Origin of the sequence: Streptomyces sp. PA03-1a (assembly GCF_033792805.1) — a bacterium.
Taxonomy (GTDB): Bacteria; Actinomycetota; Actinomycetes; order Streptomycetales; family Streptomycetaceae; genus Actinacidiphila.
This window is the reverse complement of the sequence record NZ_JARAVO010000177.1, coordinates 1-11,486: the sequence shown is the minus strand read 5'-3', so window position 1 is coordinate 11,486 and position 11,486 is coordinate 1. Positions and strand designations below refer to the sequence as shown.

10 protein-coding genes are annotated in these 11,486 nt (G+C 71.5%); 1 reads left to right on the top strand and 9 read right to left on the bottom strand.

Annotation, left to right across the window (positions count from 1 at the left end; all coding sequences use genetic code 11):
- Positions 1 to 311: 311 nt before the first annotated feature.
- From PV341_RS31765 to PV341_RS31755, 3 genes are read right to left on the bottom strand one after another with little or no spacing between them, the layout of a single operon-like run.
- A complete protein-coding gene (locus tag PV341_RS31765) occupies positions 312 to 830 on the bottom strand; it encodes an NUDIX domain-containing protein (RefSeq protein ID WP_500321582.1) in 519 nt (172 codons plus the stop codon).
- The gene (locus tag PV341_RS31760; RefSeq protein WP_500359631.1) at positions 827 to 1,819 is read right to left on the bottom strand and encodes a ketopantoate reductase family protein; all 993 of its coding nucleotides are present in this window, start codon (positions 1,817 to 1,819) and stop codon (positions 827 to 829) included. The genes PV341_RS31765 and PV341_RS31760 overlap by 4 nt, the downstream gene beginning before the upstream one ends.
- Before the next feature lie 9 nt (positions 1,820 to 1,828).
- Positions 1,829 to 2,884: an ADP-ribosylglycohydrolase family protein gene (locus PV341_RS31755; protein WP_500321580.1), complete on the bottom strand. Its 1,056-nt coding sequence runs from the start codon at positions 2,882 to 2,884 to the stop codon at positions 1,829 to 1,831.
- A 95-nt stretch (positions 2,885 to 2,979) separates the two neighbouring features.
- Between PV341_RS31755 and PV341_RS31750 the strand changes: the two genes are divergently transcribed.
- On the top strand, positions 2,980 to 4,083 hold the full coding sequence (locus PV341_RS31750) for a glycerate kinase (protein ID WP_500321987.1): 1,104 nt from the start codon (positions 2,980 to 2,982) through the stop codon (positions 4,081 to 4,083).
- A 70-nt stretch (positions 4,084 to 4,153) separates the two neighbouring features.
- Here the strand turns inward: PV341_RS31750 and pssA are convergent, their stop codons facing one another.
- From pssA to ccrA, 6 genes are all read right to left on the bottom strand, one after another.
- On the bottom strand, positions 4,154 to 5,005 hold the full coding sequence (gene pssA / locus PV341_RS31745; RefSeq protein ID WP_500321579.1) for a CDP-diacylglycerol--serine O-phosphatidyltransferase: 852 nt from the start codon (positions 5,003 to 5,005) through the stop codon (positions 4,154 to 4,156).
- Entirely contained in the window at positions 4,992 to 5,648 is a 657-nt protein-coding gene (locus PV341_RS31740; protein ID WP_499514813.1) for a phosphatidylserine decarboxylase, read from the bottom strand. Before PV341_RS31740 ends, pssA begins: the two co-directional genes overlap by 14 nt.
- A 171-nt stretch (positions 5,649 to 5,819) precedes the next feature.
- On the bottom strand, positions 5,820 to 7,031 hold the full coding sequence (locus tag PV341_RS31735) for an acyl-CoA dehydrogenase family protein (RefSeq protein ID WP_500321578.1): 1,212 nt from the start codon (positions 7,029 to 7,031) through the stop codon (positions 5,820 to 5,822).
- A gap of 12 nt (positions 7,032 to 7,043) precedes the next feature.
- The gene (locus PV341_RS31730) at positions 7,044 to 7,547 is read right to left on the bottom strand and encodes a MaoC family dehydratase (RefSeq protein WP_396569326.1); all 504 of its coding nucleotides are present in this window, start codon (positions 7,545 to 7,547) and stop codon (positions 7,044 to 7,046) included.
- 55 nt (positions 7,548 to 7,602) lie between these two features.
- The gene (locus tag PV341_RS31725; protein ID WP_500321577.1) at positions 7,603 to 9,615 is read right to left on the bottom strand and encodes a protein meaA; all 2,013 of its coding nucleotides are present in this window, start codon (positions 9,613 to 9,615) and stop codon (positions 7,603 to 7,605) included.
- Between the two features lie 14 nt (positions 9,616 to 9,629).
- Positions 9,630 to 10,967 carry a crotonyl-CoA carboxylase/reductase gene (gene ccrA / locus PV341_RS31720; protein ID WP_500321576.1) on the bottom strand — a complete coding sequence of 446 codons (1,338 nt, stop codon included), beginning with the start codon at positions 10,965 to 10,967 and terminating at the stop codon, positions 9,630 to 9,632.
- Between the last annotated feature and the right edge of the window lie 519 nt (positions 10,968 to 11,486).

The following is an 11,486-nucleotide window of genomic DNA, read 5'->3' as shown; positions in this document are numbered from 1 at the left end:
CGGTCTCCGGGGGCGTTGCCATGCGCCGGGCGGACAGCCCCGTGGCCCGCGACCCGGAGACCGGCGTCCTGTCCTCCGCGGCCAACCCCCGCGGCATGCAGGGTTACGCGGTGGGCCGCTGACCCGCCGCCCGGGCAGGCGCCGGCCGCCGGCACGGCCGGCAGGGCGGCGCGGACCTGTGGTGGAGGCCGGTGGCGGGACTGCTCCTCGGTCTCCGGGGGCGTTGCCATGCGCCGGGCGGACAGCCCCGTGGCCCGCGACCCGGAGACCGGCGTCCTGTCCTCCGCGGCCAACCCCCGCGGCATGCGGGGTTACGCGGTGGGCCGCTGACCGACCACCGGGGGGCGGCCGTTGACCAGTTCGACGGGGCAGGCGCCGTCCGCCTGTGCGGCCAGGGCGGCGCGGACACGGCGGTAGAGGCCGGGGGAGAGGTACTCCTCGGCCTCCTCGGGCGTCGCCATCCGCCAGGCGGACAGTTCCTCCTCCTGCAGCACGATCGCGCCGAGCGCGGCCTCGCCGAGCACGCCGCCGTCGTACAGGTAGGAGGTCAGCGGCGGGCGGCCCGGCCACTGCACCCAGTCGACGGCGAGCAGGGCGCCCGGCTCGACGTCCAGACCGACCTCCTCCAGGGTCTCCCGGCGCGCCGCCTCGCGGGGGGTCTCCCCGTCGGCCGACTCGATGGTGCCGCCGGGCAGCACCCACTTGCCGTCCTGGCGGTAGGTGGTCTCGGCGATCAGGATCCGGCCGTCGCCGTCGCGGAAGAGCGTGCTGGCCCCGGCGAGGATCTTCGGCAGGCTGTCGATGTAGGCGTCGAAATCGGTGGTCGTCACGAGCCCCAACCTACGGGTTCGCGAACCTCGACGGCGGCGGCCACCTGCGCCGGGTCCAGGCTTCCGGGGGCGCGGCGGTCGCGTGCCGCACGGTTCGCGAGCCGTCGCAGCGTCTCGTTGACCGGGACGGGTATCCCGTGGAGCCGTCCCAGCAACACGATCTCGCCGTTGAGCCAGTCCGCCTCGACGCTCCCGGTGCCCCGGGTCAGGCTCTGCCAGGACGAGCCGCCGCCCCGGGCGAAGCCGTCGACCGGTCGCAGGCTCACCCGGTCGCCGCGGACCGCCGCCTGCTCCTCCTCGCCCGCGTACGGGATGCCGGCCGCGTCGAGCACCTGGGCGCCCTCGGCCCGCGCCCGCTTGACGAGGCCGGCGGCCGTGTCGTCCCAGCCGCCGCAGAGCGCCTCGACCGCGTTGCCGAGGTTCGACAGCAGCTTGGCGTACTTCCAGCGCATCACGTCGGCCACGACCGGGGCGGCGAACGAGGACTTCTCCAGGTCCGCGGAGACGGCCCGCGCGAGCCCGTCCGTTCCGTGCGGGTAGCGGCCCAGGTGGAGGATGCCGGTGAGCGGACCGCAGGGGGCGACCACCTCGCCGGGCTCCAGGTGGGTCGACGGCAGCCACACGCACATGCCGTACACGTCGCGGAAGCGGCGCAGCGCCATGCGTTCGTTGGCGACGCCGTTCTGGGCGCAGACCAGCGGCAGGTGGTCCGCGACCGGGGCCCAGGCAGCGAGCGCGGCCTCCGTGTCCTGCGTCTTCACGGCGAGCACCAGCACGTCGTCCTCGCGCAGCGTCAGCCCCTCCGGGCCGCCGGCCACCGGGACGGGCAGCGACAGCGTCCCGTCCGGCGTCCGCAGCGTCAGCCCACGCTCGCGCAGCGCCTCCAGGTGCGCTCCCCGCGCGACCAGGACGACCTCGTGACCGCTCTCGTACAGCCGGCCGCCGATCGTCGCGCCGACCGCGCCCGCTCCCACAACGATGTATCGCACACGCGGACCCTACGGCACGAGCAGCGCCGTGCGACGGGCGAGTTCGCTGATCGCCACGCCGTCGAAGCCGAACACCGCGCTGCGCACCCGGTCCTCCAGCGGTTCGGTCCACTGCGGCGGGATCGCCGCTGCGCCGCAGAACACCCCGGCCACCGAACCGGCGGTCGCGCCGCCGGAGTCGGTGTCCAGACCGCCGCGCACGGTCAGCGCGATCGTGGCGGTGAAGTCGCCCGCGCCGTACAGCAGCCCGGCGGTGACGAGCGCGGCGTTGGGGACGGCGTGGATCCAGTGCAGCCCGCGCGTCTCCTCGTCCAGCTCCGCCATCGTGCCGGCCCAGTCCAGCCCCGCCGCGTGCAGCGCCATCGTCCGGCGCACCGTGCGGGCCAGCCGGCAGCCCGGCGGGACGTGCTGCAGCGCCGACTCCAGCGCGGCCCGGGCGTCGGGCGCGGTGAACGCCGCCGCGATCAGCGCCGCGGCCCACATCGCGCCGTACACCCCGTTCCCCGTGTGCGACAGCACCGCGTCCCGGCGGGCGAGCGACGCGGCCCGCCGAGGGTCGCCGGGGGAGGTCCAGCCGTGGACGTCGGCGCGGATCAGCGCCCCGATCCACTCCTGGTACGGGTTGTCGGCCGTGGCCGTCAGCGGCGGCTTCATCCCGCCCGCGAGGTTGCGGTACGCCGCGCGCTCGGCGGTGAAGGTCTGCAGGTAGGGAAGGCGCAGCAGCCACAGCTCGCCGACCTGCTCGGTGGTGAAGTCCGGGCCGTACGTCTCCAGCAGGTCGAGCCCGAGGATCGCGTAGTCGACGTCGTCGTCCCGCGCGCTGCCGTGGATGTTGCCGCGGGTGCACTGCGGCCACTCCGGGCGCAGCTCGAACTCCGCCGGATCCGCAGGCGGGTCCAGCGCCGGGATGTAGTCGGTCAGCGGCAGCGCCCCGGCCCGGCGTAGGTAGCGGTCGATGCGCTCCCGGGTCCAGTGGTCGCCGCGCTCGACGGGCTTGCCGAGCATGTTGCCGGCGATCCGGCCGAGCCAGCCGCCCAGGATGCGGTCGTGGAGAGAGAGGGCCATGCCTCCGGTGTACCGCCCGGACACCCCGGGATAGGGTCCAAGCGGCGCGACCTGCCGTAAGGGAGATCAATGTGACGGACGCACGGCCCGCGCGGGTGCTCATCGCCGCGGACAAGTTCAAGGGCTCGCTCACCGCCGTCGAGGTGGCGGAGCGGCTCGGGGCGGGGCTGCGGAACGCCGCCCCCGACCTCGTCGTCGAGTCCGTGCCGGTGGCCGACGGCGGGGACGGAACGGTGGACGCCGCCGTCGCCGCCGGATTCGAGCGGCGCCTGGTGGAGGTCACCGGGCCGCTGGGGGAGCCGGTCACCGCCGCGTACGCACTGCGCGACGGCACCGCCGTCGTGGAGATGGCCGAGGCCTCGGGGCTGCGGCACCTGCCGCCCGGCGTCTTCGCGCCGCTGACGGCGACCACCCGCGGCACCGGTGAGCTGCTGCTGGCCGTGCTCGACGCGGGCGCGCGGTCCGTCGTGCTCGGCGTCGGCGGCAGCGCGACCAACGACGGGGGCGCGGGCATGCTCGTCGCGCTCGGCGCCCGCCTGCTGGACGGCCGGGGCGAGCCGGTGGGCCCGGGCGGCGCGGCGCTCGCCGGGCTGGCCTCGGCGGACCTGTCCGGCCTCGACCCGCGGCTCGCTGCGACCGAGGTCGTCCTCGCCAGCGACGTCGACAACCCGCTGCTCGGCCCGAAGGGCGCCGCCGCCGTCTACGGCCCCCAGAAGGGTGCCACGCAGGAGGACGTCGCCACGCTGGACGCGGCGCTCGCCCACTACGCGGAGGTGCTGGAGGCCGGTGCGGCCGCCGAGGCCCCGGGGGCGGGTGCGGCCGGCGGGGTCGGGTTCGGGGCGCTGGTGGGCCTGCGCGCCTCCTTCCGGCCCGGCGTCCAGGTGCTCCTGGACATGCTCGGTTTCGCGGCGGCTCTGGAGCGGGCCGACCTGGTGATCACGGGCGAGGGCTCGCTGGACGAACAGACCCTGCACGGCAAGGCCCCGGCCGGTGTCGCGGCCGCCGCCCGTGCCCGGGACGTGGACGTGGTCGCCGTCTGCGGCCGCCTCGCGCTGTCCGGCGCCGCCCTGGGCGCGGCCGGCATCCGGCGGGCGTACGCCCTGACCGACCTCGAGCCGGACCCGGCGCGCTGCATGGCCGAGGCCGGGCCGCTGCTGGAGCGCCTCGCCGAGGACATCGCGCGCGACCTGCCGGCCTGACCTGGGAACGCCAGGGGCCCCGAGCCTTCCCGGCTCGGGGCCCCTGACACGTACGTCGTACGTCGTGCGGCTACGGAAGCTGCGCCGTACGCGCCTCGCGGCGGTTGTTGCGGATCGTGTTGACCCGGCGGGTCGTCGCGAAGAGCGGGATCACCGCCGCCGCGCAGATCTGCAGGGCCGCGCCCGTCTGCAGCAGCACGTCACCGCCGGGGACGGCGAACGCCCAGCAGACCAGGCAGCCCATGCTCAGCACGATCCAGGCCAGCGTGATCGTGGCGAGCCGGCCGCGGGGCTTGGGGTACTCGACCCGGCTGACCATCAGCCACGCCACACCGACGATGGCCAGCACCGTCGGGATGAAGGGCAGCTCCAGCAGCACGACGGAGATGACCGTCATCGCCCCGAAGGGGCTCGGCATGCCCTGGAAGATCCCCTCCCGCACCGTCGTGCAGGAGAACCGGGCCAGGCGCAGGACGACCGCGAGCAGCACCACGACCGCCGCCACCGCCGACAGCTTGCCGTAGGCGTCGTCCGAGATCAGGCCCCAGACGACCACGAAGTAGGCGGGGGCCAGGCCGAAGCTGATCAGGTCGGACAGGTTGTCCAGCTCCGCGCCCATCGCCGAGCTGCGCAGCTTGCGCGCCACGAGGCCGTCGAAGAGGTCGAAGACCGAGGCCATGAGCATCAGCAGCACGGCGGTGGCGGCGCTGTGCCGTGTCATGCCGCCGTCGGTGTTGCCCATCAGGTGCGGGACGAGCACCCCGGTGGTGGTGAAGTACACCGCCATGAATCCGCAGATCGCGTTGCCGAGGGTGAGGCCGTCCGCTATCGACAGCCGCGTCGACAGCGGCATGTCATCGTCGTCGTCCTCGTCCACCGCGGCGACCCACGGTGCCTGGGTGTCGGGATCAATCACGGTCAAGGCGCGTCACCCCAGCCACGGTGGTCTGGCCGACCTCGACGTCGGGCTCGACGCCCTCCGGCAGGTAGATGTCCACACGGGAGCCGAAGCGGATCAGGCCGATGCGCTCGCCCTGCTCCACCTTGGTGCCCTGCGGCACGTAAGGGACGATGCGGCGCGCCACGGCTCCGGCGATCTGCACCATCTCGATGTCGCCGAGCTCGGTGTCGAAGTGCCAGACGACCCGCTCGTTGTTCTCGCTCTCCTTGTTGAACGCCGGAACGAAACCGCCGGGGATGTGCTCGACGGACGTGACGGTGCCGGCGAGCGGCGCGCGGTTCACGTGGACGTTCAGCGGGCTCATGAAGATCGCGACGCGGGTGCGCCCGTCCTTCCACGGCATGATGCTCTGCACCACACCGTCGGCCGGCGAGATGACGCGGCCCTGGGTGATCTCACGCTCGGGGTCGCGGAAGAACCACAGCATGCCCGCCGCGAGGGCGGTGGTGGGGACGGCCACGGCCGCCCAGCGCCCGGAGCGGCGGGCGCGGACGAGGCTGATCGCGGCGGTGGCCACGGTCGGGAGGAGCCACGGCGACGCTCCGCGCGCGAGGCGTACGCCGGCCCGGCTGTCGCGTTGTGCAGAGGAATGGCTGTGGGGCATGGAAGACCTTCGTAGCGGAGGGTGCCGCAATGATGGTGCAGGGGACGGCGGCTTTCCGTGAATGGTATCGGGAGTGACCGGCAACTGGGCAAGCCAGCAGTCGAGTCAGTGGCCGGTATTTGATGACTGGGTGTGACCTTTGGCTCGCACAAAGTGTCACAACCCAGACATTCACCCCTGGATTCGGTACTCCTCGAGCAGCCGACGCCCGATGATCATTTTCTGGATCTCGGCGGTGCCCTCACCGATGAGCAGCATCGGGGCCTCGCGGTAGAGGCGCTCGATCTCGTACTCCTTGGAGAAGCCGTAGCCGCCGTGAATGCGGAAGGCGTCCTCCACGACCTCCTTGCAGTACTCCGCGGCCAGGTACTTCGCCATGCCGGCCTCGAGGTCGTTGCGCTGGCCGGAGTCCTTCTTGCGGGCCGCGTTCACCATCAGCGCGTGGGCCGCCTCGACCTTGGTGGCCATCTCGGAGAGCTTGAACTGGATCGCCTGGTGCTGCGCGATCGGCTTGCCGAAGGTCTGCCGCTGCTGGGCGTACGCGATCCCCAGTTCGAAGGCGCGCTGTGCGACGCCGCAGCCGCGGGCGGCCACGTTGACCCGGCCGACCTCAACCCCGTCCATCATTTGGTAAAAACCGCGGCCGCTCTGACCGCCCAGGACGCGATTTGACGGAATCTTCACATCCTCGAGGATGAGTTCGGTCGTGTCGACGCCCTTGTACCCCATCTTCTCGATCTTGCCGGGCACGGTGAGGCCCTTCACCGTCGGGTTCGGCCCGAAGCCCGGCTCCTTCTCGATGAGGAAGGTCGTCATCGACTTGTGCGGGGCCGCGTCCTCCGGCTGGCCCTCGTCGGTCCGGCACAGCACCGCGACGAGGTTGGAGGTGCCGCCGTTGGTCAGCCACATCTTCTGGCCGTTGATGACGTAGTCGTCACCGTCCCGGACCGCCTTGGTGCGGATCGCCGAGACGTCCGAGCCGAGGCCCGGCTCGGACATCGAGAAGGCGCCGCGCACGTCGCCGGCGGCCATGCGGGGCAGGAAATGGTCCTTCTGCTCCTGGGTGCCGTGCTGCTTGAGCATGTAGGCGACGATGAAGTGCGTGTTGATGATGCCCGACACGCTCATCCAGCCGCGGGCGATCTCCTCGACCGTCAGGGCGTAGGTGAGCAGGGACTCGCCGAGGCCGCCGTACTCCTCGGGGATCATCAGGCCGAAGATGCCGAGTTCCTTGAGGCCCTCAACGATGTCGGTGGGGTACTCGTCCTTGTGCTCCAGCTCGTTGGCGACCGGGATGATCTCCTTGTCGACGAAGCTGCGGACGGTGGAGAGGATCTCCTGCTGGACGTCGGTCAGCCCGTCGGTCTGCGCGAGGCGGCTCATGTCTGCTGTCTCCTAGGCGTTCAGCTCGGGGCGGCCGGGCTGCTCGCCGCCGCGCTCCTTGATGTACGTGGCGGTGGGGACCATCACCTTGCGGCGGAAGACGCACACCAGGGTGCCGTCCTGCTTGTAGCCCTTGGTCTCCACGTGGACGATCCCGCGGTCGTCCTTCGACTTCGACGGCCACTTGTCCAGCACCGTCGTCTCGCCGTAGATGGTGTCGCCGTGGAAGGTCGGCGCCACGTGCTTGAGCGACTCGACCTCCAGGTTGGCGATCGCCTTGCCGGACACGTCCGGCACCGACATGCCGAGCAGCAGCGAGTAGACGTAGTTCCCCACGACCACGTTCTTCCCGAAGTCGGTGGTCCTCTCCGCGTAGTTCGCGTCCATGTGGAGCGGGTGGTGGTTCATGGTCAGGAGGCAGAAGAGGTGGTCGTCGTACTCGGTGACCGTCTTCCCGGGCCAGTGCTTGTAGACGGCACCGACCTCGAACTCTTCATACGTACGGCCGAACTGCATCTCTCCTACGCCTCCGGGGTGTCGAACGTGTTCGTACGGGTGTTCGCTGCCGGGGTCACGCGGCGACCTCCAGCGGCTCCAGCTTGTTGGCCCTGCGGATCTCGTCCACGATCCTGCCGATGATCTCGGTGATCCCGAAGTCCTTCGGCGTGAACACGGCCGCGACGCCGGACTCGACCAGCTTGGCCGCGTCCGCCGGCGGGATGATGCCGCCGGCGATGACCGGCACGTCGTCGACCCCGGCCCTGCGGAGCCGGTCCAGCACGTCCGGGACCAGCTCGGCGTGCGAGCCGGAGAGGATCGACAGGCCCACGCAGTGGACGTCCTCGGCGACCGCCGCCGACACGATCTGCTCGGGCGTCAGCCGGATGCCCTGGTAGACCACCTCGAAGCCGGCGTCCCGTGCCCGTACGGCTATCTGCTCGGCGCCGTTGGAGTGACCGTCCAGGCCCGGCTTGCCCACCAGCAGCCGCAGCTTGCCGGTGCCCAGCTCCTCGGCGGTCAGCGCCACCTTGCGGCGTACCGCGGCCAGCGGCGTGCCCGGCTCGGCGGTGACCGCCACGGGGGCGCTGCTCACGCCCGTCGGCGCGCGGAACTCGCCGAAGACGTCGCGCAGCGCCCAGGACCACTCGCCGGTGGTGACACCCGCCCGGGCGCACTCCAGGGTGGCCTCCATCAGGTTGCCCGTCCCGGCGGCCGCGGCCTTGAGGGCCTCCAGCGACCGCTGCGCCCGTACTTCGTCCCGGTTGTCGCGCCAGTCGTGGAGGGCGGCGACGACCCGTGCCTCGTTCTCCGGGTCGACGGTCATGATGGCGCCGTCCAGGTCGGAGGTGAGGGGGCTGGGCTCGGTGCCCTCGTAGCAGTTGACGCCGATGATCTTCTCCTGGCCGGACTCGATCCGCGCCCGGCGCTCGGCGTGCGAGGAGACCAGCTGCGACTTCAGGTAGCCGGACTCCACGGCGGCCATGGCGCCGCCCATCTCCTGGATGTGCTCGATCTCGGCCAGGGACCGGTCGACGAGCTCGGCGACCTTCGCCTCGACGACGTGGCTGCCGTCGAAGATGTCGCCGTACTCCAGCAGGTCGCTCTCGTGGGCCAGCACCTGCTGGATGCGCAGGGACCACTGCTGGTCCCAGGGGCGCGGCAGGCCGAGCGCCTCGTTCCAGGCCGGCAGCTGCACGGCGCGGGCCCGGGCGTCCTTGGAGAGCGTCACCGCCAGCATCTCCAGCACGATGCGCTGGACGTTGTTCTCCGGCTGGGCCTCGGTCAGGCCGAGCGAGTTGACCTGGACCCCATACCGGAAGCGGCGCTGCTTGGCGTCCTCGATGCCGTAGCGCTCGCGGGTGATCTCGTCCCAGATGCGGGTGAAGGCCCGCATCTTGCACATCTCCTCGACGAAGCGCACGCCCGCGTTCACGAAGAAGGAGATGCGCGCGACGACGTCGCCCATCCGCTCCTGCGGCACCTGGCCGGAGTCGCGGACCGCGTCGAGGACGGCGATCGCGGTGGACATGGAGTACGCGATCTCCTGCACCGGCGTGGCCCCGGCCTCCTGCAGGTGGTAGCTGCAGATGTTGATGGGGTTCCACTTGGGGATGTGGTTGACCGTGTACGCGATCATGTCCGTCGTCAGCCGGAGCGACGGGCCGGGCGGGAAGACGTACGTCCCGCGCGACAGGTACTCCTTGACGATGTCGTTCTGCGTCGTCCCCTGGAGCCTGGTGACGTCGGCGCCCTGCTCCTCGGCGACCACCTGGTAGAGCGCGAGCAGCCACATGGCGCTGGCGTTGATGGTCATCGAGGTGTTCATCTCCTCCAGGGGGATGTCCTGGAAGAGCCGGCGCATGTCGCCGAGGTGGGCGACCGGGACCCCGACCCGGCCCACCTCGCCGCGGGCCAGGATGTGGTCGGGGTCGTACCCGGTCTGCGTCGGGAGGTCGAACGCGACCGACAGCCCGGTCTGGCCCTTGGCGAGGTTGCGCCGGTACAGGGCGTTGGACGCCTCGGCGGTGGAGTGCCCCGCGTACGTCCGCATCAGCCACGGACGATCCTTCTGACGCTCGCTCATGCTCGTTCCCGTTCTCAGACGTTCCGGAAGCGGTTGATGGCGTCGAGGTGCTCGGCGCGCAGCTCCGCGTCGCGGACGCCGAGGCCCTCCTCTGGGGCGAGCGCGAGCACGCCGACCTTGCCCTGGTGCACGTTGCGGTGCACGTCGTGCGCTGCCTGGCCGGTCTCCTCCAGGCGGTACGTCTTCGACAGCGTGGGGTGGATCTTGCCCTTGGCGACGAGGCGGTTGGCCTCCCACGCCTCGCGGTAGTTCGCGAAATGGGAGCCGACGATGCGCTTGAGCGACATCCACAGGTAGCGGTTGTCGTACTCGTGGTTGTAGCCCGAGGTCGACGCGCAGGTGACGATCGTGCCGCCCTTGCGGGTGACGTAGACCGAGGCGCCGAAGGTCTCGCGGCCCGGGTGCTCGAAGACGATGTCGACGTCCTCGCCGTCGGTCAGCTCGCGGATGCGCTTGCCGAGGCGCTTCCACTCCTTCGGGTCCTGGGTGTGCTCGTCCTTCCAGAACCGGTAGTCCTCGGCGGTGCGGTCGATGATGGCCTCGGCGCCCATGCGGCGGCAGATCTCCGCCTTCTGCGGCGAGGAGACCACGCAGATCGGGTTGGCGCCGCCGGCCAGCGCGAACTGGGTGGCGTAGCTGCCCAGGCCGCCGCTGGCGCCCCAGATCAGGACGTTGTCGCCCTGCTTCATGCCGGCGCCGTTGCGGGAGACCAGCTGGCGGTAGGCGGTGGAGTTCACCAGGCCAGGGGCCGCGGCCTCCTCCCAGCTGAGGTGCCTGGGCTTGGGCATCAGCTGGTTGGACTTGACCAGCGCGATCTCCGCGAGGCCGCCGAAGTTGGTCTCGAAGCCCCAGATGCGCTGCTCGGGGTCGAGCATCGTGTCGTTGTGGCCGTCCGCGGACTCCAGTTCGACGGACAGGCAGTGCGCGACGACCTCGTCGCCCGGCTTCCAGAGGTTCACGCCGGGGCCGGTGCGCAGCACGACGCCCGCCAGGTCGGAGCCGATGACGTGGTAGGGCAGGTCGTGGCGCTTGGTGAGCGGGGAGAGCCTGCCGTACCGCTCGAGGAAACCGAACGTCGACACCGGCTCGAAGATCGACGTCCACACCGAGTTGTAGTTGACCGAGCTGGCCATGACGGCCACCAGGGCCTCGCCCGGGCCGAGCTCGGGCACGGGCACCTCGTCCAGGTGCAGCGACTTGCGCGGGTCCTTCGCGCGGCTGTCCACGCCCTCGAACATGCCGGCCTCGTCCTTGTGGACGGTGATGGCGCGGTACGACTCGGGAAGCGGCAGCGCGGCGAAGTCCGCGGCCGTGCTTTCGGACGCCATGATTGCGTCGAGGATGTCCTTCACGGTGATGCCTCCGGCGAAGCGCGACGTAGGGACGCTTGAGGGAACGTCGGGGGTTGCGGTGGGTGGTGCCGTCGGTTCGGCGGTGGTGCTGCTGTCCGTGGCGGTCGCACGGATGGAGCGGGGGCGCTTGGTGGCGCGGTGAATGCCTGTGACGCAGGCGTCCGGGCCTTTGGGGACAGACGGCGTGCGACGGATCCCAGCACGCCGCCCGCCCGGACAGTTCTCACGTTATGGCACCGCGTGCCACCCTGCAAGACACTGCGTGCCAACAATTTTTCTCAGATGGCACCACGGCTTCACGTTTGAGCAACACGCGAAAGCGCCCCCGGCGCGAGGGCCTGGGGGCGCTGGTGGGATGCCGGAGGCGCGGGAGGACGCCGGGGGCGCGAACGGGCGGCTACGCGCCCTTCAGGGCTTTTTCGATCGTCCGCATGACCTCGGCGGGCGAGGCGTCCGTGCGGGCCACCGCGACGACGACCTCGCCCTGCTCGGAGGTGAGGACCGGGGCGGGGGCGGGGG

Bases quoted from the DNA above. Each gene is read 5' to 3' on its own strand.
- PV341_RS31755 (WP_500321580.1), bottom strand. From the start codon at position 2,884: ATGGCCCTCTCTCTCCACGACCGCATCCTGGGCGGCTGGCTCGGCCGG.
- PV341_RS31740 (WP_499514813.1), bottom strand. From the start codon at position 5,648: ATGCCCCACAGCCATTCCTCTGCACAACGCGACAGCCGGGCCGGCGTA.
- PV341_RS31735 (WP_500321578.1), bottom strand. From the start codon at position 7,031: ATGAGCCGCCTCGCGCAGACCGACGGGCTGACCGACGTCCAGCAGGAG.
- PV341_RS31730 (WP_396569326.1), bottom strand. From the start codon at position 7,547: ATGCAGTTCGGCCGTACGTATGAAGAGTTCGAGGTCGGTGCCGTCTAC.
- PV341_RS31725 (WP_500321577.1), bottom strand. From the start codon at position 9,615: ATGAGCGAGCGTCAGAAGGATCGTCCGTGGCTGATGCGGACGTACGCG.